The organism is Xenorhabdus anantnagensis (assembly GCF_028598555.1).
Classification (GTDB): Bacteria; Pseudomonadota; Gammaproteobacteria; order Enterobacterales; family Enterobacteriaceae; genus Xenorhabdus; species Xenorhabdus anantnagensis.
This window is the reverse complement of the sequence record NZ_JAQRFN010000002.1, coordinates 149,137-173,630: the sequence shown is the minus strand read 5'-3', so window position 1 is coordinate 173,630 and position 24,494 is coordinate 149,137. Positions and strand designations below refer to the sequence as shown.

At 41.2% G+C, this 24,494-nt stretch carries 19 protein-coding genes, 1 tRNA gene and 4 pseudogenes; 13 read left to right on the top strand and 11 right to left on the bottom strand.

Translation table 11 applies throughout. The features are described 5' to 3' along the window. Window positions 1–8: 8 nt before the first annotated feature. From PSI14_RS02365 to PSI14_RS02350, 4 genes are all read left to right on the top strand, one after another. Window positions 9–1,694 (top strand): WD40 repeat domain-containing protein, encoded by a 1,686-nt coding sequence (locus PSI14_RS02365; RefSeq protein WP_273574229.1) that lies wholly within the window; start codon window positions 9–11, stop codon window positions 1,692–1,694. Window positions 1,695–1,918: 224 nt separating this feature from the next. Next, the gene (gene ribD, locus PSI14_RS02360; protein WP_273574228.1) at window positions 1,919–3,007 is read left to right on the top strand and encodes a bifunctional diaminohydroxyphosphoribosylaminopyrimidine deaminase/5-amino-6-(5-phosphoribosylamino)uracil reductase RibD; all 1,089 of its coding nucleotides are present in this window, start codon (window positions 1,919–1,921) and stop codon (window positions 3,005–3,007) included. Between the two features lie 433 nt (window positions 3,008–3,440). Continuing rightward, complete coding sequence (locus tag PSI14_RS02355; protein WP_273574227.1) at window positions 3,441–3,914, top strand: DMT family transporter; 474 nt, start codon at window positions 3,441–3,443, stop codon at window positions 3,912–3,914. 275 nt (window positions 3,915–4,189) lie between these two features. Then, the gene (locus tag PSI14_RS02350; protein WP_273574226.1) at window positions 4,190–4,792 is read left to right on the top strand and encodes an FMN-dependent NADH-azoreductase; all 603 of its coding nucleotides are present in this window, start codon (window positions 4,190–4,192) and stop codon (window positions 4,790–4,792) included. 334 nt (window positions 4,793–5,126) lie between these two features. Here PSI14_RS02350 and PSI14_RS02345 read toward each other — a convergent pair whose 3' ends face one another. Together PSI14_RS02345 and PSI14_RS02340 are read right to left on the bottom strand one after the other, a co-directional pair. Then, entirely contained in the window at window positions 5,127–6,080 is a 954-nt protein-coding gene (locus PSI14_RS02345; RefSeq protein ID WP_273574355.1) for an IS30 family transposase, read from the bottom strand. A 300-nt stretch (window positions 6,081–6,380) separates the two neighbouring features. Then, a pseudogene (locus PSI14_RS02340) lies at window positions 6,381–7,385 on the bottom strand (IS110 family RNA-guided transposase). Window positions 7,386–7,633: 248 nt separating this feature from the next. Here PSI14_RS02340 and PSI14_RS02335 point away from each other — a divergent pair. The 3 genes and pseudogenes from PSI14_RS02335 (at window position 7,634) to PSI14_RS02325 (ending at window position 10,008) form a co-directional block, all read left to right on the top strand. After that, the gene (locus tag PSI14_RS02335; protein ID WP_273574225.1) at window positions 7,634–8,590 is read left to right on the top strand and encodes an IS110 family RNA-guided transposase; all 957 of its coding nucleotides are present in this window, start codon (window positions 7,634–7,636) and stop codon (window positions 8,588–8,590) included. 28 nt (window positions 8,591–8,618) lie between these two features. Next, a pseudogene (locus PSI14_RS02330) lies at window positions 8,619–9,588 on the top strand (IS30 family transposase). Between the two features lie 165 nt (window positions 9,589–9,753). Continuing rightward, window positions 9,754–10,008 carry a hypothetical protein gene (locus PSI14_RS02325; RefSeq protein ID WP_273574224.1) on the top strand — a complete coding sequence of 85 codons (255 nt, stop codon included), beginning with the start codon at window positions 9,754–9,756 and terminating at the stop codon, window positions 10,006–10,008. 19 nt (window positions 10,009–10,027) lie between these two features. Here PSI14_RS02325 and PSI14_RS02320 read toward each other — a convergent pair. Continuing rightward, a pseudogene (locus PSI14_RS02320) lies at window positions 10,028–10,138 on the bottom strand (IS1 family transposase); the annotation flags it as partial. Here PSI14_RS02320 and PSI14_RS02315 point away from each other — a divergent pair. The 3 genes and pseudogenes from PSI14_RS02315 to PSI14_RS02305 form a co-directional block, all read left to right on the top strand. Further along, window positions 10,132–10,369: pseudogene (locus PSI14_RS02315) on the top strand (terminase TerL endonuclease subunit); the annotation flags it as partial. The pseudogenes PSI14_RS02320 and PSI14_RS02315 overlap by 7 nt on opposite strands. Before the next feature lie 94 nt (window positions 10,370–10,463). Beyond that, entirely contained in the window at window positions 10,464–11,348 is an 885-nt protein-coding gene (locus PSI14_RS02310; protein WP_273574223.1) for an IS982 family transposase, read from the top strand. A 386-nt stretch (window positions 11,349–11,734) separates the two neighbouring features. Next, window positions 11,735–12,355 carry a phage baseplate protein gene (locus PSI14_RS02305; protein WP_273574222.1) on the top strand — a complete coding sequence of 207 codons (621 nt, stop codon included), beginning with the start codon at window positions 11,735–11,737 and terminating at the stop codon, window positions 12,353–12,355. Between the two features lie 513 nt (window positions 12,356–12,868). On the opposite strand, the gene PSI14_RS02300 is transcribed toward PSI14_RS02305, so the two are convergent. Beyond that, a tRNA-Ile gene (locus PSI14_RS02300) sits at window positions 12,869–12,944 on the bottom strand. 289 nt (window positions 12,945–13,233) lie between these two features. Between PSI14_RS02300 and PSI14_RS02295 the strand changes: the two genes are divergently transcribed. Continuing rightward, window positions 13,234–14,016, top strand: coding sequence for a GNAT family N-acetyltransferase (locus tag PSI14_RS02295; protein ID WP_273574221.1), 783 nt, complete (start codon window positions 13,234–13,236; stop codon window positions 14,014–14,016). A gap of 55 nt (window positions 14,017–14,071) precedes the next feature. Here PSI14_RS02295 and rpoD read toward each other — a convergent pair whose 3' ends face one another. The 3 genes from rpoD to rpsU all read right to left on the bottom strand — a co-directional run bounded on the left by rpoD (window position 14,072) and on the right by rpsU (window position 18,473). Continuing rightward, on the bottom strand, window positions 14,072–15,925 hold the full coding sequence (gene rpoD, locus PSI14_RS02290) for an RNA polymerase sigma factor RpoD (protein ID WP_273574220.1): 1,854 nt from the start codon (window positions 15,923–15,925) through the stop codon (window positions 14,072–14,074). A gap of 469 nt (window positions 15,926–16,394) precedes the next feature. Beyond that, window positions 16,395–18,143: a DNA primase gene (gene dnaG / locus PSI14_RS02285; RefSeq protein WP_273574219.1), complete on the bottom strand. Its 1,749-nt coding sequence runs from the start codon at window positions 18,141–18,143 to the stop codon at window positions 16,395–16,397. Between the two features lie 114 nt (window positions 18,144–18,257). After that, on the bottom strand, window positions 18,258–18,473 hold the full coding sequence (gene rpsU / locus PSI14_RS02280; protein ID WP_001144069.1) for a 30S ribosomal protein S21: 216 nt from the start codon (window positions 18,471–18,473) through the stop codon (window positions 18,258–18,260). Between the two features lie 500 nt (window positions 18,474–18,973). On the opposite strand from rpsU, the gene tsaD reads away from it, so the two are divergent. Further along, a complete protein-coding gene (gene tsaD / locus PSI14_RS02275; protein WP_273574218.1) occupies window positions 18,974–20,011 on the top strand; it encodes a tRNA (adenosine(37)-N6)-threonylcarbamoyltransferase complex transferase subunit TsaD in 1,038 nt (345 codons plus the stop codon). 114 nt (window positions 20,012–20,125) lie between these two features. Here tsaD and PSI14_RS02270 read toward each other — a convergent pair whose 3' ends face one another. Both PSI14_RS02270 and plsY read right to left on the bottom strand, forming a co-directional pair. Next, window positions 20,126–21,166, bottom strand: coding sequence for a zinc-dependent alcohol dehydrogenase family protein (locus tag PSI14_RS02270; protein WP_273574217.1), 1,041 nt, complete (start codon window positions 21,164–21,166; stop codon window positions 20,126–20,128). A gap of 126 nt (window positions 21,167–21,292) precedes the next feature. Then, window positions 21,293–21,952: a glycerol-3-phosphate 1-O-acyltransferase PlsY gene (gene plsY / locus PSI14_RS02265; RefSeq protein WP_273574216.1), complete on the bottom strand. Its 660-nt coding sequence runs from the start codon at window positions 21,950–21,952 to the stop codon at window positions 21,293–21,295. A gap of 109 nt (window positions 21,953–22,061) precedes the next feature. Between plsY and folB the strand changes: the two genes are divergently transcribed. After that, window positions 22,062–22,415, top strand: a complete 354-nt coding sequence (gene folB / locus PSI14_RS02260) for a bifunctional dihydroneopterin aldolase/7,8-dihydroneopterin epimerase (protein ID WP_273574354.1) — start codon at window positions 22,062–22,064, stop codon at window positions 22,413–22,415. Between the two features lie 145 nt (window positions 22,416–22,560). Here the strand turns inward: folB and PSI14_RS02255 are convergent, their stop codons facing one another. Continuing rightward, window positions 22,561–23,778: a multifunctional CCA addition/repair protein gene (locus PSI14_RS02255; protein WP_273574215.1), complete on the bottom strand. Its 1,218-nt coding sequence runs from the start codon at window positions 23,776–23,778 to the stop codon at window positions 22,561–22,563. A gap of 15 nt (window positions 23,779–23,793) precedes the next feature. Beyond that, window positions 23,794–24,414 carry a TIGR04211 family SH3 domain-containing protein gene (locus tag PSI14_RS02250; protein ID WP_273574214.1) on the bottom strand — a complete coding sequence of 207 codons (621 nt, stop codon included), beginning with the start codon at window positions 24,412–24,414 and terminating at the stop codon, window positions 23,794–23,796. Between the last annotated feature and the right edge of the window lie 80 nt (window positions 24,415–24,494).

Genomic DNA, 24,494 nt, shown 5'->3' with positions numbered 1-24,494 from the left:
TAACAACAATGAAACACTTTTCCCCAATAAGTGGTATTGCATCTTTTCAAGAACGTTACTTAGCGACTGCAGGTTACGATAATCAAGTTATCCTTTGGGATGCCAAAAATAAACAAGCATTACATCGTGTTTATCATGACCATTTAGCTAATCAGTGTTCATTCAGCCCTGATGGTCGTTGGTTAGTAAGTGCAAGTAGCGATTATAGCGCTCGAATTTGGGAAGTCCCAACCATGCGGTTAAAGGCAGCATTATTAGGTCATGAAGATGACGTAGAAATGGCTGTTTTTAATCCGAGCAGTGATCTTGTTGCTACCTGTTCACGAGATAAAAGCATCCGATTATTTAGGGTAGATAATGGTCAATGTCAACATATTTTACAAGGACACAATGCTGATGTTATTTCTGTTAGCTGGAGTGTAGATGGAACTACTTTAGTCTCGAGTAGTGATGACGGCACCATTCGTCGTTGGGATACTATCAAAGGCATTGAGATTGAATGCATCGATCTTAATGGTGTGGAAACCGATACTATTGCTTTAACTCATAGCGGAATAATCTTTGCGGGCGATGATGAAGGCAAACTGATTGTTATTGATAATACCAACAAACGTACTATGCAAGCCCACTTAGCAGGTATTAAGCGGGTCGTATGGGATGAGCAGACACAATGTCTAATTAGTCTCAGTTATGATCGCTCCGTCATTCTATGGAAATTTATTGATGGGAAACTTAAGAAGATTGCTGAAAGTTCTTTACCTAGCCTCATATGGCCTAGAAGCTGTGCTTTTCTTGGCGAAGAACGCGTTGCTTTTGTCACTTTTGGGTCAGCATATGCGATTTGGAATCATCACCTAAATACTTGGGATATTGACGGTATTGAACAAGCGGTTAGCCTTAATTCGGTGACAATATACGGCAAGAATACTTATTCAATTGGTGATGCTGGTACTTTATTCGTTAATGGTAAACCTAGTACTGCCATTGGTAGCCTCTGTAATTTTCTTCTGCCATGTGGACAAAAAATACTTACAGGTGGCCAAATGGGACAGCTCTTTGATACTGTTAGCGGTGAATTGATTTATCAACATCGTTCCCCACTCAACTGTGGTACTACTTTTACTCGTAGTGGGTATCAGCATGTAGCTATAGGCACTTACACCGGTGAAGCTTTAATCTTTAACATTGATGAATATGGCGCAATACATTTCTTGAAAGAAATACACCTACATGACAATGCAATCAAAGGACTGTCTGCTAACGATACATACCTATTCAGTGTGTGTGCGACAGCTGCCGCGGCATTCCATAGCATTGATAATTTTGAATTGCATTCTTACATCGAAAAAGCCCATGAACGAATTTCTAATGACTGTTCGTCTATTGATGGAGGGTTTGCTAGTGTAGGTCGAGATCTAAAACTTCGGATATGGCAATCTGATAAAGCCGAAGTATACGAAACGCCTCACCATCATTCAGTAAAATGCATATCGACTTCTGACGATCAACAAATTATCGCAACTGGAAGTTATGGCGGAACTATAGCTTTATTTGATTTACAGAAGCGTAAATGGATTTCAGAAAGTAAACCGACAACAAGTGGCATTTCTTGCATTACTTATTCATCAAAAGAAAGAAAGTTTGTTGCTAGTTCTTATGACGGAAATCTGTATTCAATTGAAATTAGTGCCTAATCAGTAAAAACCCGCCTTTTATAGAAGGCGGTATTAATTTCTCCCCTGAGGGGTGTATTAAAAATCCTAAAAATAAATCTCTACCACTGCTGGTACATCAAATCTAAAGACAATAAGGCCTGCGTCAAAACTGTTGCTGACCACGCCTACAGGACATGATTTTAGTTAAGAATAAAAAATGTCTGCACGCCACGCAGTGCTTATTTATAACAAGAGAACCAAATATGTCTAATACTCTTTCTGATGAATTATATATGCGTCGCGCATTGGAACTGGCAGAAAAAGGTCGTTACACCGCTCGCCCTAATCCGAAAGTTGGCTGTGTTTTAGTTCGAGAAAATACCATTATTGGTGAAGGCTGGCATATACGAGCAGGAACACCACATGCTGAAATAAATGCACTTTATCAGGCTGGCTCACTAGCTCATGGCTCAACCGCTTATGTTACATTGGAACCATGCGCACATCATGGTAAAACCCCTCCTTGTTGTGATGCCCTTATTAATGCAGGTGTTAATCGTGTCGTTATCGCCAGCGAAGATCCCTACCCACAAGTTAATGGAAAAGGAATTGAATGTTTACGCAAAGCTGGTATTAATGTTGAAGTTGGCCTTATGCGAAAAGAGGCAGAAGAACTTAACTGCGGTTTTCTATCAAGAGTCCGTAGAGGACGTCCTTGGGTAAGAGCTAAAATAGGGATGAGCTTAGATGGTCGAACAGCACTAGCTGACGGCCGCTCAAAATGGATTACATCTGCAAAATCAAGAGAAGATGTCCACCAATGGAGATTAAGCAGTTGTGCAATTCTAACAGGTATTGGAACAGTATTGGCCGATAATCCACAGCTAACAGCTCGTACATCTCATGATACTGGTTTAGCACCTCTTCGTGTCATCCTAGATAGCCAACTCCGCATACCTCTTGAGGCTAATGTACTTGATAAAATAGCTCCTACACTCATTGTCCATCGCTCAGAAGCTGAAGAGATAAAATTACCTTCCCATATCAACAGAATGAGTATTGATACTTGTAATAATCAAATTAATCTTAAAAAGGTATTAGAAGACTTAGGCAATCGGGGGATAAATGATGTTTTTGTTGAAGCTGGTTCTGTTTTGACAGGTTCTCTACTAAAAAAAGGGCTAATTGATGAACTACTCGTTTACATATCCCCAAGGTTACTTGGAGATCAAGCCCGGCCAATGATTGCTAATGTATATCCAGAATCTCTGGAACTTTCTCCATATTTCAAATTAGTTGAAATCGTTCAAATTGACACCGATATCCGTTTGCGTTTTCTCCCTATATCCTGACAGAGTAAGACTGAAAAAATTATTATTAGGTAAGCAGTATTCATAAATTGAATAATTGTGTATAAAAAAAATAATTTCAATTAATTTCATAGATGGTCGATAATTACTATGCACTTAATGATTTTATCTATCTATTAGTTAAGTTTTTTATTCAAGTTAAGCATATATACAAATTTTACTTCAAAAGGCTGGTTCGTTATGATAGCAAATCATTATATTAATCCGTGGAATGTGGGGGATTTAGATCGGAGTTTATGTGGCTGAAATCCGCATGAAATCTGGATTCGATGACGATGTAAACTGCCGCCCGATTAATAAATAAAATAGAGATAGGTAAATAAATACACATCGTCAGATTTATTGAGTTTTAGAGTTAACTAATTGTTAGCTAAACACAAAGTACATAATTAAATGTTAATTTGAGGTAATATCAATGATGTCACCTATTTCAATATCAAGCACCATTTTTGCATGTAGTGCAATTCTTGCTGGGGCTGTAGTTCCATTGCAAGCTAGTGCTAACGCTGCGTTAGGTCGTGGTTTAGGACATCCTCTATGGGGAACAGTAGTGTCACTTTTAGTTAGTTTGCTGGCTGTTATTCCAGTTTTGTTAGCCATGAGAGTACCAACACCACAGATTGATCAGGCAGTAAATTTGCCAATATGGTCTTGGTTTGGTGGTATTGCCGGGGTAATATATATTACAGCAGCTCTTATCTTAGTACCAAAATTAGGATCAACTAATTTTATTATTTGTGTTATAGCGGGCCAGATTATTATATCTGTATTGATTGATCATTTTGGATTAATGGGATTGCCTATTAAAGAAATAAATCTAGGAAAAACTTTAGGGATGATATTTATTTTTTCCGGGATGTTAATGGTTCAATATTTCACAATAGATTAGAATAAACCTTAAAAGCAAGGGTTGATAGATAAATAGTTTTTTAGAATCTTCATCTTCTACAAAATTATAAAGATAGGAACGCAAATCACTAATTAAGACATTTCCAAATGGACAGAATTTAATGAATTACATAAAATGTACATGATATAGTGAAAAACTAATTAAAATCGTAGAAACATAAAAAATTTGATTGGGAAATTATTTAACATTTTATTAAATTAAGTGTTTTTTATTTTACAATATAACATTAAAAATTCCACATGAGGTAATAAAAGATGGGAAAGGCTCTTATACTTAAATCTAGTATTCTAGATAAACACTCTAATAGTAATAAAATGGTAGACTATTTTATCGAGAAATGGCTGAATGAAAATTCAGAAAATACCATCACCATTAGAAACCTAGCTAAAAATCAAGTTCCAGTTCTTGATAATGAGTTATTAGATGCATTATGTAAAAATGATATTGAGTTAACAGAACGACAGAAAAAAGCATTAAATTTATCCAATTCACTGATATTAGAGTTAAAAGAGCATGATTTAATTGTTATTGCTGCTCCCATGTATAACTTTCATATTCCAACCCAGTTAAAAAACTATTTTGACTTCGTAATTCGTGCTGGTGTTACGTTTTGTTATACTAAATTAGGTTCTCAAGGATTAATAAAAGGCAAAAAGGCTATAATATTAACTACGCGTGGTGGAATATACAAAGATACTCCATCTGATTTACTAACGCCATATATGAATCTTATTCTTAACTTTATTGGCATTACCGATATTGAATATATTTTTTCTGAAGGATTAGCGCTAGGAAATGAATCTGTTATTCAGTCACAAAACAATGCATATGAGAGTATAAATAACATGCTATTTTAATTAATTTATCATTGCAATTCTTTAAATTAACTAAATAAAATTTCATAATCATGACACACTAAAACTCATGAACCTTCTTCCTCCTCATACTGAGAAAGAAACATTCGACTATTTTGGGGTTTTATTTATATTAATTGCTCTATGAATGTTTTTAAATAAAATTATCATGTCTCTATAATCAATATTGATTTTAATTCCAATATTTAATAATACGATGACATGATATCTAATTTCACCTGAGTATATTTGTTACATTTGGCGCCATTGTTTCCCCTTGGCGCTTTTTTTAGTATTAAATTATATTTCTTGGATTCACATAATAAGTGCAACATCGTTATGAACGAAGTAAACGAGTGGATATTCCTTTGAATAACTCATTTGGTGTTTTGTAATCCCGTGTTTTACGAGGGCGTTTATTTAATCTATTTGCTACGAGGTTTATCTCCAGCTCTGATACCTTATTAAAATCGGTCCCTTTTGGGAAGTAATCTCTGATTAATCCATTGGTATTCTCATTTATTGCTCTTTCCCAGGGTGAATAAGGGTGGGCAAAATAAATCTTTGTCTCTAAATTTTTACTGATAAATTCGTGTTCGGCAAATTCTAATCCGTTATCAAAAGTGATGGTTCTAATCTTTTGTTTTATATTTGATAAATTCCTTATCGCCGCTTTTGCAACACCTTCCGCTGTTTTATCTTCAAGTTTAATTATGATAGTGAATAGCGATTTTCGTTCAACTAATGTTAATAATGCACTTTTATGATCTTTTCCAACGATAGTATCGCCTTCCCAATCACCAATACGTTGCTTGCTATCAACAATTTTGGGGCGCTTATCAATACTGATTCTGTTTTTTATTTTTCCTCTACGCTCATAACTTCCATACCGTTTGCGATAGGGCTTTTTCGCAATCCTAAGATGTTGCCATAAATCACCACCATTATTTTTATCGTTATAAATCAATCGATAAACCGTTTCATGATGTAAAGATATTATCTCTTCCCTCTTGAGATAACCGACGGTTTGTTCAGGACTTAAATCTTGCCAAATTAACTGCTTAATACACTTTGCTATCTCTGGCGTGACTTTAACTGCTTTTGCGGCACAATGGCGACGTTCTGATGCTTTGCGCTGAGACTGTTTAGGACAATATTTCTGCGCTTCCCGATTTCTTCTTAATTCCCTGCTAATCGTTGATGGATCTCGATTGAGCGATTTTGCAATAAAACATTGTGTCAAACCCGCTTCTTTTAAACTGAAAATCTGATATCTTTCTGTTTCGGTCAGTTGCTATAGTAGGCATCTTTCTCGCCAAAGGAAATCTATGGTCACCCTCCTTTTTGCAATACTAATTTTTGATGAATGGTTGGCTTGCTTAAATCTATCCGGCGTCATATAGGTAAGAATACCCGCGCCTCGATGAGTTTCGCACCTGATGAACCTTAAAATGCGCTCGGCTTCAAAGAGCCTCTTTCCTTTTTAGATTTATCATCAGGCCGATAGGCCGTTCATGTCATCAATTATTAGTCCTTCGCAAAACCAGTGAGGTAACGTTTAAATTTGTTCACAACATACAACATGTCAGATTCAGGCATCAAATACTGTGTGTTGTGTCGTAATGGCCCACGCTATCCGGGCGAGTTTATTGGCCAATGCACAGGCCACAATATTAGAATGCTTTCGTTCAAGTTGCTGCTTAACCCAATCAGCCAGTTTTCCCTGCCTGTGCTCGATATGTTGCATAAATGACCGGGCGCAGAGTACCAAAAGTTGCCGGAGTGTCTTGTTACCCCGCTTACTGATACCCAATAAGGTTGTTTTTCCCCCGGTACTGTACTGGCGGGGAACCAAACCTGTCGATGCCGCAAAATCCCGGCTGCATGCGTATTGTTTTCCATCTCCCAATTGTGAGGAAAGCACGCTCGCTGTGATGGGACCAATACCGGGAATAGTCATCAGCCGTTGTCCCGTATCATCCTGAGTGATCTCCTGTGACAGGGAGGTTTCAATCTCGGAGATTTGCTCAACCAGATAGTGATAATGTGCCTGTAGCCGCAGTAATACCTGTACCAGATAGGGTGGGAGTGTCTGTTCGACCAAAACAGTGGAGAGACGTTTTATAACGGTAATCCCCTTGGGCATGCTAATGCCAAACTCAAGCAAGAAAGCCTGCATCTGATTGGTGGTTTTGACTTTATCCCGGATCAGCGATTCCCGGACACGATGTAGGGCTCGCATAGCTTGTTGGGCTTCAGTTCTGGGCTGAACAAAACGCATTGAAGGCCGTGAGGCAGCTTCACAGATGGCTTCGGCGTCAATAAAGTCATTTTTGTTACTTTTGACAAAGGGGCGGACAAACTGCGGAGAAATCAGCTTGGCTTCATGCCCCAAATCAGCAATCCGCCTTGCCATGAAATGAGCACCAGCACAGGCTTCCATCACAACGGTTGCAGAAGGGCTTCCGGCTAGAAACTCCATCAATTTATTTCGTGTAAACTTTTTACGTAAGAGTGCTTTTCCTTATTTATCCTGGCAATGGATGTGAAAGGAATGCTTGCCGAGATCGATACCAATAAGTGTGATGGTGTTCATGATGATGGCCTTTTATCAAAGATAATCACCCTGTCAACTTACGCCTACAGGGTGAGGGTGACCATCTTGTATCTTTAATCTGGTTTATGATGGTTAAGTGAGATTGGCAACAATCATGCAGTCAGATAACCATCAAGGGATTAAGCCCGTTAATGAGCTTTCGACGCATGATTGTGACTTTTCTTCGAGAAACCCGAACAGTTGCTTGAAATAAAATTCGCATTGGCAAGAATGGGAGCCGAAGAACCATGACTGAAATAATTTATGTTGGTATTGATGTTGCCAAAGCTTCACTTGATGTTGCCTTTGGTGTTCAGGGAACCATGATGACATTTCCAAATACCCCTGAAGGCCATGAAGAACTGACGGTTGCACTAGCGAACTATGCGATTGATTTAGTTGTATTAGAAGCCACTGGTGGTTACGAGATGCCTGCCGCCTGTGCTTTACAGGCCATCGGACTGGCTATTGCTATCGTCAATCCCCGGCAAGCCCGTGACTTTGCTAAAGCAATGGGTCACTTAGCCAAAACGGATAAAATAGATGCTCTGGTGCTGGCACAGTTAGCTCTGGTTTTGTCTCAACGAGCAGACCGGGATAAAATAGCCAGGATATTACCCTCTGCTCAGCAACGAGTGCTGCAAGCCATGATCACACGTCGTCGCCAATTGGTTGCACTTTCCATCTCGGAACGTCAAAGGTTGGGGAATTGCCATCCAGAAGTTCGAGAAAGTATCACTTTGATGATCAACTTCATGCAGGAACAGCTTAAAGCCATTGAATCTGCATTGTCTAAACATATCAAAACTTATCATCGTCCCAAACTCGATTTATTATCCACAGTGAAAGGCGTTGGGCCTGCCACAATAGCCACTTTGATTGCAGATGTGCCGGAGCTGGGTAAGTTAACACGCAGGGAAATTAGCGCCTTAATTGGTGTTGCACCGTTTAATCGGGATTCTGGATTTTTCCGGGGAAAACGAACGATCTTCGGAGGAAGAGCAATGGTGCGCCGAATGCTGTATATGGCTACGTTAACGGCCATTAGATTTAATCCTGTACTTTGTGCTTTCTACAACAGGTTGATAGTTGCAGGCAAACCCAATAAAGTCGCCATCATTGCTTGTATGCGTAAGTTACTGGTCATTCTCAATGCAATGATAAAAACAAATAAATCGTGGGATGAATCATTCCACATGGTTTAAAGCGAAAGACAGTTGCTCATTATGCGCTATGGCCTATATGCAACTGACCGAAACAGAAAGATATCAGATTTTCAGTTTAAAAGAAGCGGGTTTGACACAATGTTTTATTGCAAAATCGCTCAATCTAGATCCATCAACGATTAGCAGGGAATTAAGAAGAAATCGGGAAGCGCAGAAATATTGTCCTAAACAGGCTCAGCGCAAACCATCAGAACGTCGCCATTGTGCCGCAAAAGCAGTTAAAGTCACGCCAGAGATAGCAAAGTGGATTAAGCAGTTAATTTGGCAAGATTTAAGTCCTGAACAAACCGTCGGTTATCTCAAGAGGGAAGAGATAATATCTTTACACCATGAAACGGTTTATCGATTGATTTATAACGATAAAAATAATGGTGGTGATTTATGGCAACATCTTAGGATTGCGAAAAAGCCCTATCGCAAACGGTATGGAAGTTATGAGCGTAGAGGAAAAATAAAAAAACAGAATCAGTATTGATAAGCGCCCCAAAGTTGTTGATAGCAAGCAACGTATCGGTGATTGGGAAGGCGATACTATCGTTGGAAAAGATCATAAAAGTGCATTATTAACATTAGTTGAACGAAAATCGCTATTCACTATCATAATTAAACTTGAAGATAAAACAGCGGAAGGTGTTGCAAAAGCGGCGATAAGGAATTTATCAAATATAAAAAAAAAGATTAGAACCATCACTTTTGATAACGGATTAGAATTTGCCGAACACGAATTTATCAGTAAAAATTTAGAGACAAAGATTTATTTTGCCCACCCTTATTCACCCTGGGAAAGAGCAATAAATGAGAATACCAATGGATTAATCAGAGATTACTTCCCAAAAGGGACCGATTTTAATAAGGTATCAGAGCTGGAGATAAACCTCGTAGCAAATAGATTAAATAAACGCCCTCGTAAAACACGAGATTACAAAACACCAAATGAGTTATTCAAAGGAATATCCACTCGTTTACTTCGTTCATAACGATGTTGCACTTATTATATGAATCCAAGTAAAAAAATATTTACTTTGTTTATTCTTCTTCCTGTATGGGTGTAGTAGTCCATTATCCCATGTTTTACCTAAATCAAATCATTTGCCTAATGCCTTTGTAAATAAATCATACAAACATCAATCCTTATGAGTAATATGAATATTATGAAAGAATCGGTACATGTAGAAATCACTCCTGATAATTCTGAACTACAATGGAATTCATATAGAACCATAGTACAAAGAGGAGAAGAAAAGGAAATTCGAGGAAATTACAATAATATTATAATTAATAGAGCACCTATGATACCCGGAGAAATAAAAATAACATTGTATGGCGTAACTCGTGGAACAATGTTTACAAAAGTAAGCGAATTTGATAAAACCTACACCATGAAAAAACGGTCATGACGCCAATAGTTAGATCACCCTATAAAGAATAGTATTCATGTTCGATGAAACTCCCTATCACCTTGTCATGTATCTCTTCTGATTTGGAATAGCCAATTGTCTTTCGATTCAGTCTTTTTAAACGTGTTCGTTAATCGCAAAGTCATTCGTCATATCGGCGATCCGGGCGATGTCCAATGTAGTGATGAAAATGGATGCAAATGCCAATATCAAACCAAACAAGAAGAAATCCGCGAATAAAATAGACGCTGCAATTGCGTTTCTGATGAGCTTTGGCACATGGCAGATTGAGCATGAAGAGTTTGCATTTACCTTAAGCGTAGAACAGCAACAACGATTGGCTAACTTTGACGGCATTTAATTAACCCGAATTCTGGATAAGAAATTGACGAGAAGCCTGTTCCGGGAGCAAAGTTTTGGTGAAAGCCGAAAACAGCTCCGGGGAGGAACAGGCTATGAATAACTTAGTTGAAATTTTCTGCGATGTCGACGATTTTTGCCGTTTTTTCATCCCTCAGTGGACGCAGTTTTGCCTTGATAACGGATACCGTCTACGTCGCCGACAAGGTCGCATGTATCCCAGTGAAATCATGACCATTTTGATCCTCTTTCATCTGTCACATTACCGTGATTTTAAACATTTTTATCTGGCGCAGATTTGGAAATATCATCACAACGATTTTCCCGCTTTGCTCAGTTATCCCCGTTTTATCAGTGTTGCCCCTTTGGTTTTGATGCCACTATGCAGTTATCTGACTCAATTAAAAGGAAAACCCACAGGCATTGCTTTTATTGATTCCACGCGTTTGCGCGTTTGTCATAACATCCGTATTCCCCACCATAAAGTCTTTGAAGGGATAGCGCAACGAGGAAAAACCTCAATGGGTTGGTTTTACGGGTTCAAATTGCACCTGATTATAAACCATCAGGGGGAAATTTTGGCACTTAAAGTGACGGCGGGTAATGTGGATGATCGAGAACCTGTTCGCGAATTAACAAAAGAATTAACGGGTTCTCTTTATGGTGATAAAGGTTATCTCAGCCAAGAGCTGGCTGACGATTTAGCTAAAACGGGGATCACTTTCATCACCCAAAAGCGCCGAAATATGAAAGCGCGTGTGCTGGCTGAGTGGGATAAGATAATGTTATCAAGGCGTTTTATCATTGAGACAATTAATGGACAATTAAAAATCATTTCTCAAATAGAACACTCGCGCCACCGAAGTATAAAAGGATTTCTGTTAACTGTTTTAGGGGGTGTGATTGCTTACTGCCTTAAATTGAAAAAGCCATCACTTAAAAATTTCTACTCAGAAGACGATTTTCCAGTGATGGCTTAAGCGGAATTCGGGTTAATTAATTCATGGACTTTACTTGCTTCTATTACTGAGAAGAAATTATTAATAATCAATGAACTATGATGGTTGGTATTTCAACCATCTTTATAGAATATCTCACCTTTATAGCATCAAGTGTTATCAGTTATTTGATAAATTTTATTATTTACCATCTGTTATTTTGTGCCATTCTGCTATCAAAGTATACAACTTACCAAATATTAACCAGCTGAATTTAGCCCAACCGTACTCTCCAGTATTGATGAACTGATTTTATTGATGTTCACAGGCGGAGAAGTATCCCACCGCCTCATATTGCCAAAGATATTTCCAATTAAACCTCTTTGGCTTAACTAGCAATGTACGTTGTTAATACATGAGGAATCAATATGAGCATTCAAAATAAGAAGCGCACAATAAAAACGTTATCTGAAGATGAATTGGCGTTAGAACGGGAAAAACATGCTGTAACTATTGATATATTATATCCTGTTGGGATTGTTACATTTTTTGCTCAAAGTAAAGATCCAAATATCCTATTCCCTGACACAGTCTGGAAATATATTGGCGAAAATAAAACTATCAGACTGGGAGCTTTAGATGGTTCCGACATTTTATCAATAGGAGGAAATGACACTATCACATTGAAAGCTTCGCAACTCCCTCCTCATAATCACTCATTTTCAGCTACAACAGATTCATTTGATTATGGAATAAAATCAACCAGTGTTGCAGGTGATCATAAGCATGCTACGGCGTTATCATATGATCAAAGTCAGGAACCTATATGGGGAGGGTATATTCCGAAAGGAGTAGTAATTCGTGGAGCTACCTATAAATATAATGAAAAAGTTGCATATACAGATACTTTGGGCAATCATGCCCATTCTGTAAATATTGGTGCCCATCACCATACTGTTTCTGGAACAACATCAAGTACTGGCTACAGGGAAATAATCGATATTACCAATGGTTATATTATGTTAATGGGATGGTATAGATTAGAATAAATAACATTTGCATTAGCTGGATACCTAACTTTCGAGGCACTTCATTGGGGCGGTTTTTCACGCTCCTTCTGTTATTTTCTACCCAAAATAACTCTCCCGCATTCTGTCGGTATTAGGAACAAGCCGCTCTGTCCTTACTTTGCCTGTAGTTGTGGTATTAAGTGAAGACCAGCAGCAGCGACTTAAGGCGTTTAATGGGATATAGCGAAAAAATTAAGCATTTATACTGGCTCGCTTACCGAGTCAGATAAACCAATCGGTTAAAGTAACCCCGCCATTGGCAAAATCCAGCACTCTTGGCTTTTTTGTATTTCAAGTGGCGGTTAGGGAAGCAGAAAGCTGGGTGTCATAATGTTCAGGGAATGTGATAAGTATTACGGAGAGGAATACGAAAACGGTTCATTACCGTAGCGGTGTTAATTGGTTATACCTCATGCTACTGCCAGAAGGTATCCTATGGTTATCCTAGAAAAAACTAAGGGGTCGCATTTTGATGCAACCTCTTGATAATTCTGGTGGCCCCTGCTGGACTTGAACCAGCGACCAAGCGATTATGAGTCGCCTGCTCTAACCACTGAGCTAAGGGGCCGTTAAAGTGGGGAGATTATACGGTACAGTTTGGTCTTAGGTCTAGTCCCCAAAATTCATATGCGTGTTTTATATACAATAATCAGTATATTTTAACGTATCTCAGCTTATTGGAAGTAATCTGAAATCTTTTTTAGTGATGTTGTTTGCTTTTATGACAAATATTTCTGATTGTTTACCGTGTTTCGTTCATAATTTGTCCAATAAAATTTTGTCAGTGTAATTTTGTGTTTTTCATTGATTTTCAACCATTATTATTACTTTTCATCAAAATATTTTGGTAAGTCAATATGAAAAAAAATAATTTATCGGCAGCCATTTGGGCTCATCACCAAATAGAAGATCACTTTTTTTCATCTATTAGCCAAATGTCTCAGTATATCAGTGAAAGTGTTCGAGCCTATGTGACTGGTGTTGAAACACATTCATTGAATTTTTTGTTGGTGACTGATGTTAATCAACAGACCGCAGAGGATCTACAAAAAGGGATTCAATTGCTGGATGAGAAAACTTACGTTCCTTTTGCGATTGTTGCTGCCGTAGAGCCAAATAGTCAAATTTTAGCGGTGATTCAGCAGGCAGGGTTTGTGTTTGATGCTGATAGCATAACGACAGCCATGCAACTTGATTTGGTAAATTGGCAGATGAGCGATGTATCAGTTATGGAATATGACATTCGGTGTGTTAACCACTGTTTGGATGATTGGGCAATCCCGATGGAAAGTGCGTTTGAGACTGGTGATTCCATTTCTGGGCAGTACCAAAAATGCCATCAGGCGGCTTTGGATGCAGGAAAAGATCTGCAACATTATGTTTTGTATGTCGATGGTCAGCCAGTCTGTTCTTTAACTTTATCAAGATTAGATAATATTGTTCGTTTTGATGAAATTAGTACGTTGGTGGAGAAACAGAAAAGGGGATATGCCTCTGCGTTGATCAATCATGTGTTGAATGATGCTAAACAATATGGTGTAACTGCGTGCTATTTGGATGCCTCTCGTGATGGTAATGGGTTGTATCAGCGTATCGGATTTAAGCCATTGTTTGAATATCGGGGATTTATCCGTGAATAATAAAAAAACGTCTGCCGAAACAGACGCTTTTTAGATTTATCAGCAAGTTCGTTGATTAGTCATCAAGGAAGCTGCGCAGTACTTCGGAACGGCTCGGATGGCGCAGTTTACGTAGTGCTTTTGCTTCAATCTGACGAATACGCTCGCGGGTTACATCAAATTGTTTACCCACTTCTTCCAGAGTATGGTCAGTGTTCATATCGATGCCAAAACGCATACGCAGAACTTTAGCTTCACGTGCAGTCAGACCTGCCAGCACATCGTGAGTTGCTGAGCGCAGGCTTTCTGAAGTTGCTGAATCCAGCGGCAGTTCGAGAGTGGTATCCTCGATAAAATCGCCCAGATGTGAATCTTCATCATCACCCACAGGGGTTTCCATGGAGATTGGCTCTTTGGCAATTTTCAGTACCTTGCGGATCTTGTCTTCAGGCATCAACATGCGTTCTGCCAGCTCTTCCGGTGAAGGTTCACGACCCATTTCCTGCAACATCTGGCGGGAAATACGATTGAGTTTGTTGATGGTCTCAATCATATGTACTGGGATACGGATGGTGCGTGCCTGATCTGCGATAGAACGAGTAATTGCCTGACGGATCCACCATGTCGCGTAAGTTGAGAATTTGTAACCACGACGGTATTCAAATTTATCAACCGCTTTCATCAGACCGATATTACCTTCCTGAATCAAATCGAGGAATTGCAGACCACGGTTGGTATATTTCTTCGCAATCGAAATAACCAGACGCAGGTTGGCCTCAACCATTTCTTTCTTCGCTCGGCGGGCTTTCGCTTCACCAATTGACATGCGACGGTTGATGTCTTTGACCTGTTCAATGGTCATGCCAGTCTCTTCTTCGATCTGACATAACTTTTGCAGGCTACGCATAACTTCTTCTTCAACTTCCAGCAATTTGTCAGACCATGGTTTGTTCATTGCTTTTGCAGCGGTAAACCATGTCTCACTTGTTTCATTGCCAGAGAACAGAGTAATGAAGTTTTTCTTCGGCATTTTGCACTGCTCAACACACATCTTCATGATCTGACGTTCTTGAAGACGTACACGATCCATCATGGAACGCATGTTGTTGACCAGATAATCAAACTGTTTTGGTACCAGACGGAACTGTTTGAATACTTCAGATAAAGTCAATATTTCTGCTGCGGTATTAGTATGACTACGACCGTGAGCTTTGATTGACTGGCGAGTCAGTTCATATTGCTCACGCAGTTCCAGGAATTTCTGACGAGCTAATTCTGGATCAATGCTGTTATCATCTTCGCTGTCAGCATCATCATCACGCTCTTCGTCATCTTCATCGTCATCATTGTTGTCAAGTTCTTCCTGAGGAAGTTCTGAGCCAACGTGAGTGGCTGTTGGTGCAAGATCTTCTTCTGCGTTAGGATCAACGAAACCCGTGATCAAATCGGACAGACGACTCTCGCCGGATTCAACACGGTCGTACTGCTCCAGCAGGTAAGTAATCGCTTCAGGGTATTCAGCAACGGAGCACTGTACTTGGTTGATGCCATCTTCAATGCGCTTTGCAATGTCAATCTCACCTTCGCGAGTCAGGAGCTCAACCGTACCCATTTCACGCATGTACATGCGAACCGGATCAGTGGTACGACCGATTTCTGACTCGACACTAGATAACACTTGTGCGGCTGCTTCCGCTGCGTCTTCATCTGTGTCGTTTGTGTTTTCTGCCAACATGAGATCATCGGCATCAGGTGCTTCTTCCATTACCTGGATGCCCATGTCATTGATCATTTGGATGATATCTTCTATCTGATCAGAATCGACGATATCTTCCGGCAGATGGTCATTGACCTCAGCATAGGTCAAATAGCCTTGCTCCTTACCTCGGGTGACAAGTAGCTTTAGCTGTGACTGCGGGTTTTGCTCCATAAGACGGTATCCACACTTCAGAGTATTGGTTGGTGTCGGTCGGCAAAACAAATATGCCAACAATAACATTTGAGGATGTTTTCATTGTATTGCCGCTGCCCTCAATTGCGGCAATTGTAGGGCTATTTACCCTACCTAATGCGGCATTTAAGCCGTGAATTCTGTGTCTGCGATTTTAGGTCAAGCTGCCTCTTTGTTGGCTACGCTCACTCACCCCGGCTACATAGTTATCTATGCTCTCGGGAATTCACTCCCTTACCATCGCGACGCATCTTGAAACCCATTGGGTATAGAACCTGTTTCACCAAGCTATATTTTTACCAAGCTATATTTTCGCCAAGTTATATTTTCATTAGCGATATTTTTATCAAGCCATATTACGGATACAAACCCATAGTGTAAGTAAGCCAAGTAATATAGCCTTCAAATAATGTAGTCTTGAAGTAAATAGCCTTGCTGAGACAGATTCTTATTTCCTCGCGCCAGAAATCGTAATTAACTGGACTTCTTCGCGCTCTTCTGGTGTTAGACCTTCAGTTCTCTCTTTAGCAATCAGAAAGTTAAAACGTTCATCAAGTGCTGACGCGAAAAGATGATTCAGTGCATCGCTAAACGTTTTTTCAGCAATCTCTTCTATCTGTATATCGTTCCATGCAGCGAGTTTTTCAAGCTGTTTAGCATATTTATTATCGCGATATTGCTCTAACAGTTGCCCAGTGGTTAAGCCGGGTTGGGCAAGGCACGTGTCAACAAGCTCTATGAATAATGGCAATCCTGCTATTTGAGTAGAAAACATTCCCTGTAGTGGAGGAACTAATGTCGCTAAATGTGGGTTTTGCACCAGCAATGCAATAAGAATACGCATTGTTGTAGGTTTCAGTTTTAGCGCCTGATAAGCATTGGTATCTTTTTTGACAAGTTTTGCCAGAAATCGTTCCAATTGTGTTGTATCAGGAGTACCCAACAGGTTTCCAAGCTCTTTAAGCAGGTAAAGCCGCAGTACTTCTCCTGGAATCTGACTGATCAGTGGCATGGCTAGCGAACTGAGCTTAGTCGCTCCTTCAGGGTTACTTAAATCAACCTGTGGCAATAGTGATTCGAATAAAAATGAAGATAAGGTCAGCGCCTTTTCTGTTCTTTGCTCGAATGCTTCCCGTCCTTCTTTGCGAATCAGTGAATCAGGATCTTCGCCATCAGGCAAGAACATAAAACGTAATTGCCGACCATCATTCAGGTAAGGCAACGCCGTTTCCAATGTACGCCATGCAGCATCACGACCCGCACGGTCACCATCGTAACAACAAATGATGCTATCGGTTGTCCTGAAAAGCAACTGAACATGTTCGGCTGTCGTGGACGTTCCTAGCGAAGCCACAGCATAGTCAATGCCAAATTGGGCCAGCGCAACAACATCCATATAACCTTCAACTACTAATAGCCTTGTAGGCGTACTGTGGCTTTGTTGTGCCTCATAAAGACCATATAACTGGCGGCCTTTATGAAATATTTCTGTTTCCGGCGAGTTTAAATATTTGGGAAGTGCATCTCCCAGTACTCTGCCGCCGAATGCAACCACACGACCGCGACGATCGCGAATGGGGAACATCACACGTTCGCGGAAACGATCATAAGTGCGGCCATTGTCGTTCGTGACCAGCATTCCCGCATCGTTTAACTGTTTGCGATCTTCCTCATTATGGGCAAACCGCTTTAGGACGTTATCCCATCCCGCAGGCGCAAAACCAATGGCGAAACGATGGATGATTTCTTCACTGAGCCCACGTTGAGCCAAATATTGTCGGGCTGATTGAGTGCCAGGGGTATTCAGTGAATTCTGATAGAAGCTATTGAGCTTATCCATCAGTTGGTAAAGATTTTGCCTTTGGTGACGTTCGATTTGACCGCCGCCGGAGCCTGCTTCGTAGGGAACTTCCAGCCCATGCATTGCAGCCAGTTCTTCAATGGATTCGACAAAATCCAACCTGTCATAATTCATCAAAAAATCAATGACATTGCCATGCGCTCCGCAACCGAAGCAATGATAAAACTGCTTATCACCATTAACAGTGAATGAAGGGGTTTTTTCGTTATGAAAAGGACAGCACGCTTGATGATTTTTACCTTTCTTTTTCAGAGGCACCCTAACATCGATCAAATCAATGATATCGGTTCTTGCTAATAAGTCATTGATAAATGCGCGTGGAATTCGTCCAGCCATAAGCCCTTTTACGCCTGTTGATGAACGAGAATAAGCCGCGCTTCCTTTGGGAAAGCACGGCCTTTAATTGCAGTAGTTTGTTAATACAACCACTAAGCGGATTGACCGCAAAGATTAGTACAAACGAGTGCGGCGTGCGTTTTCGCGAGCTAGCTTTTTAGCATGACGCTTAACAGCAGAAGCTTTAGCGCGCTTGCGCTCAGTCGTTGGTTTTTCATAAAACTCACGACGACGAACTTCTGCTAATACGCCTGCTTTTTCGCAAGAACGCTTAAAGCGACGCAGTGCTACGTCAAATGGCTCGTTTTCACGTACTTTAATTACTGGCATGTGCCTCTCACCTCAATAGAAATCGGGTTTGTCGCTGGCGTGATAGTGCCAGCCGTCTTTAAAATGGTGCGGAATTTTACTTCAATGAACACGGCTTTGTAAAGTGCCGAGGCAAATTGAAACCGATAACGCCATGGGTTACAGGATGCTTTTTTGTACGCAAAACAAGCAATCTGGTATCGGCGTCATTAACATTAACCACACAGAATATTCAAGTAGGAGATTGATTATAGACTAATCAGAAAAAATAGCCAGCATGTAATGGACTCGGTGATGAGAATGTTGATAGTAAAGTGGCTATCGGCAAGGGATTTAAGCATAGAGGTACATAAATAGATTAGAGGTACATAAATAGATTAGAGGTACATAAATAGATTAGAGGTGCAGAAATAGATTAGAGCTGTATAAATAGATAATGTTACACTGGCGCCCGTTGGAAGAAATACGAATGTGTATAGTGACCAAACAACGAGACGTAAAACAACGAGACAAATAGTGCAATGCGAGTTTTAGGTATAGAAACGTCCTGCGATGAAACCGGAATCGCAATTTATGACGACAAAATCGGTCTGCTAGCCAATCAATTATACAGTCAGGTCAAGCTACATGCTGATTATGGCGGTGTAGTACCTGAACTGGCGTCCCGTGACCACATTCGTAAGACAGTTCCTTTGATTCAGGCGGCTTTGAAGGAAGCGGGCCTGACGAGTAAAGATATAGATGCCGTTGCTTACACAGCGGGGCCGGGATTGGTTGGAGCCTTGCTGGTTGGGGCAACAATCGGACGTTCCCTGGCATTTGCATGGGGTGTGCCTGCTATTCCCGTACATCATATGGAAGGCCATTTGCTGGCACCGATGCTGGAAGAAAACACGCCTGAGTTTCCTTTTGTTGCCTTACTGGTTTCAGGCGGTCATACCCAGCTTATTAGCGTGACGGGTATCGGTGAATACAAATTGCTCGGTGAATCCATTGATGATGCGGCGGGCGAGGCTTTTGACAAAACAGCAAAATTGCTCGGATTGGATTATCCGGGGGGGCCGGTTCTTGCCCGTATGGCACAGCTGGGCAAGGTGGGGCGTTTTGTCTTTCCGCGTCCGATGACAGATCGTCCGGGGCTGGATTTCAGCTTCTCAGGCCTGAAAACGTTCGCAGCCAATACGATCCGCAATAACATTCATGGTCATGATATGGCTGAGGATGAGCAAACCAAAGCAGATATTGCCCGTGCATTTGAAGATGCGGTTGTGGATACGTTGGCGATTAAGTGTAAACGCGCCTTGGAACAGACGGGATTCAAACGTTTGGTGATGGCGGGCGGAGTTAGTGCAAACCAAACATTGCGTACCAAGATGCAAGAAGTGATGGAAAAGCTGGGAGGCGAAGTTTTCTATGCCCGACCTGAATTCTGTACTGATAATGGGGCAATGATCGCGTTGGCTGGTATGATCCGTTTGCAAGGAGGAACTGCCGGTGAATTGGGTGTAACGGTGAAAGCACGTTGGCCGTTGGCGGATCTTCCTGCTCTGCAAAAATAATAAAAAATATGCTGTTTGATATGGGCTGAGTGCTATTTGGTACTCAGCCTTTTAATTATCTGATTAAAGGGAAGATGTATATTCAAATTGCGTGATACCTGATTATCCCTTTGTTTATTCTGCCGTCAGAACAATCTTCAGGGCTTGTTCCTTTGCAGCGTTGCCAAAAACTTCATAGGCGGTTTCAATTTCACTCAGCGAATAGCGATGAGTTACCAGCTTTTCAGGTGAAATTTTGCCGGATTGGACGCTTTTCAGCAGCATAGGTGTACTGCTTGTGTTTACCAATCCTGTTGTAATGGTGATGTTCTTGATCCAAAGATCTTCTAAGTGCAACTCAACGGATTTTCCGTGAACACCAACGTTAGCGATATATCCACCAGCGGTAATGATATCTTGGCAGATCTTGAATGTTGCAGGGATACCTACACACTCAATCGCGACATCCACACCGATGCCATCAGTGAGTTTTTGAATTTCTTCTACCGCGTTTTGACGTGTTGGATTGATGATGGTATTTGCGCCAAGCTGTTGTGCGACACGAAGGCGGTTATCATCGGTATCAATCATGATGATATGGGCTGGTGAATAGAACTGCGATGCCAGTAAAGCAGAAAGCCCTACAGGGCCTGCGCCGACCAAGGCGATAGTATTACCCGGTTGCACCCTGCCACTGATGACACCGATCTCAAGACCCGTAGGCAGTATGTCACTGAGCATTAATGCCGCATCTTCATTGACGCCTTCCGGCAGACGGTGCAGGCTGTTATCTGCATGGGGAATACGCACTTTTTCAGCCTGCGTGCCATCGATCTTATGTCCAAGTATCCAACCGCCATCTTCACAATGGGAATAAAGCTGACGTTTACAATAACGACAACGACCACAAACTGTGATGCAGGAGATAATCACTTTATCGCCCACTTTGATATTATGGACAGATTCTCCAACAGACTCGACTATCCCAATTCCTTCATGACCCAATATTCGTCCTGCATCTACAGTTGGAACATCCCCTTTGAGGATATGTAGATCTGTTCCGCAAATGGTGGTTTTGATAATGCGGACGATTGCATCGGTTGACTCAATAAGTTGAGGGGGGGCTTTTTCTTCCCAACGCTTTTCGCCTGCTCCACGATAAACAAGTGCTTTCATAAGGTCTCTCTCATAGGTTATTTGGTTTTTTGCCGCGTTAATCCAATTCCTTTAATGAGTGGAAATTAATCAATTATTAAAAAGTGTAGTATCTTTCACAATAAAATTGAAATAAAGCCATTGTTCTCAGTCGTTTTGTTGCTCTTGTTCTTTAGTTGCCTGAATTTTCTCTTTATCTGTCATTTCCTGTTTCTTTTTCAGTTTCTGCCAGATACGGCTTTCCTGTCCCCGCCACAGACGTTGAATATTATCGTGATGACGCATGAGTACCAGACATGACAGCATTGCGACGGGAAAAGTGAATTCAGGTTTGAACCACCAGACGTAGAAAGGTGCAATTAATGCGCTGACGATGGCACCCAATGAAGAGTAGCCGCTTAACAGCACTGTCAGCAACCATGTTCCCGTGATCAATCCCGTCAGATCCCAACCGATGGCAGCAATGGCACCGAAAGCCGTTGCCACACCTTTTCCCCCTTTGAAATGGAAGAAGAGAGGATAAATATGCCCCAGACAGGCGGCAATGGCGATAATGCCTAAATACAATGGGGAAATGTTGAGTTTATATGCCAGCCAAACAGGTATCAGCCCTTTTAGAACATCACAAACCAGTACTGCCAATGCAGCACACTTACCACCGATGCGCAGTACATTGGTTGCCCCTGGATTGCCGGAACCATGTTGACGGGGATCGGGAAGCCCTGCCAAACGGCTGATCAATATCGCGCTGGATATAGAGCCACACAAGTACGCGAAGACGATCATGCCAAGCGCGATAGCACTCATAAGATATCTCCAATGAATAAGGGTCGTTTTCTTAAGTCTAACAATGGATAATACGCATATTTCGTCGGAAGTGGTATCTGGCGAACGGAAAAACGGGGAAAAGGTCGTGATGGATATCGTATTTATTGAAGAATTAACAGTCATCACCACTATTGGCGTTTATGACTGGGAACAAACTATTAAACAGAAATTAGTGTTCGATATCGAAATGGGATGGGATAACAAACGAGCCTCATCCAGCGATAATGTTGAGCATTGTCTGGATTATGCCAAGGTTAGTGAATCCATCATTAATCATGTGGCTAACCAACATTTTGCCTTGGTCGAGCGGGTCGCAGAAGAAGTAGCGAATATTTTGCTGACCCAATTTGATTCACCTTGGGTAAGGGTGAAAGTCAGTAAACCGGGCGCGGTTGCACAAGCAAGAAGTGTCGGTGTAGTGATTGAACGGAGTGCAAGCTGATTGGCGTGCTCTTTGGCTGACTGCATTAAAAAGCGTCCCAATTAGATTAATTATCCGGGACGCTTGAGTTAATGAATTGGTTAACTTAATTAATCTATTGTTGTCTTAATAAATCGACTGTTGTCTTAATAAATCGACTGTTGTCTTAATAAATCGATCGTTGTTTCCAATCTGCGATGGCAATGTGTCGTTGACGTTCCAATTCAGTACGAATTTCAGCGCCCTGAAATCCACGGGCAATCACTTCTTGGACGTTTACTTGACTGGCAATGGCAAACACTTCACGCAAATAATCACCTTGTGGGTAGGGTGAAGTTTCTGCCCCTGTATATCCACGGTTACTTGCTTCGTTACAGGTTGCTTCACTATAGATTGCCTTACTATAGATTGCCTTACTATAGATCGCATTACTACAGGTAATTAGCTGTTCAATGCGCTGAGGCTTGCGCCAGACATCCAAGGCATTAAACAAGGTCTGTAGGGCTTCTGGAGGCAATTGTTCTGCGGTATGTACGCAATGGTGATATTGCGTCACAATCGTGGCCAAGTCGCGTGCCGAGTTGGGAATGCGCAGTCGTTCGCACATTTGTTTCAGCGGTGTCATTGCGACATGGCAACATAGGGAGGCGAACCGAATATCTATTTCTTCGCTCAATTGGGTGGATATTCGCAAAACCTGTAATGAATGCAGCCCGGGATTATGTTCAAGCAAAGGAACCCCAAATAAGTTATCGATCTCAGGAAAGAGTACGGCTAAGGCCCCGCAATCACGTAGAATCTGAAAATAGACTTGTGGTGATTGTGAAGTGAGCGCTTTTTCAGTTTCCCGCCAAACACGCTCAGGAGTCAATGATGACAATTCACCACCCGCGACCATTTCTGCAATGAGTACTTGTGTTTCTGGTGCAATTGAAAAGTCTAAATGGGCAAAGCGGGCAGCAAAACGAGCCAAACGCAGCACACGTAATGGATCTTCTGAAAACGCGGTGGATACATGGCGTAAGATACGGTTTTTGAGATCATTGGCACCATGATAAGGATCGATTAATTCACCTTTGGGCGTTTGTGCAATGGCGTTAATCGTTAAATCACGGCGCAGTAGATCTTCTTCCAGTGTCACATCGGGAGCGGCATAACAGGTAAAACCAGTATATCCCTGACCTGATTTTCTTTCTGTGCGTGCCAGCGCGTACTCTTCATGGGTCTTAGGGTGCAGGAAAACGGGGAAATCTTTCCCGACTTGTTGATACCCCAGAGACAGAAGAGCCTCTGGATTGCCCCCGACGACAACCCAGTCCCGTTCGGTGACGGGGAGGCCCAATAATTGATCGCGAACGGCGCCGCCAACCAAATAAACTTTCACTCTTACTTCCTTAAATCAGCTCATCCAACGATCTTTCTTTTTACGGCGAGGGATAATATGTGGCAATATCAGCCCTAAAATCAGGCCAATCCCCGCAACACCACCGCCATATGCAAACCATTGCAAGATAATTTCCCTTTGCTTTTTATCCAGTTGCACATTGGCAGCTTCTACCTTTTTCTCAGCGACGATCAATTTAGTCTGGAGTTGGGCATTTTCTTTTTTCAGATCATTGAAGATCTTATCGCTGGTTGCCACTTTGTTTTGCAGCTCGGCAGTACGTTCATTCCATCTATCGTCAATTGTGGACAGTTTTTCGGTTAGTGTTTTGATCTCTTGTTCCATGGAGGGGATACGTTCACGCAGGCTTGGAATATTGCTGAGTTCACTTGCGAGTATCCAGCTTGTACGCCCTTTTTGGTCTTTCACTTGTAAAAAGCCATTATCTGATTTGGGGCTGATTAAGATAACCTCTTCACCGGCATTCAGTGAGCCAATAATTCGGTTTTTAATGCTTGGGCCGCTACGAATATAAGCTGATAGCTCATCGGAAACATAGCGTTTTTCTTCAGCGTGTGCGGATAATGGAAGAGTGAAACTCAATAACAGGATAAATAATCGATGTAGTTTTTGCATTCTATGTTCAACTGTTCTTTGTTTATGGACTAATCGAGTATGGACTAATCGTGATTCAAACTATCGTGATTCAAACTACT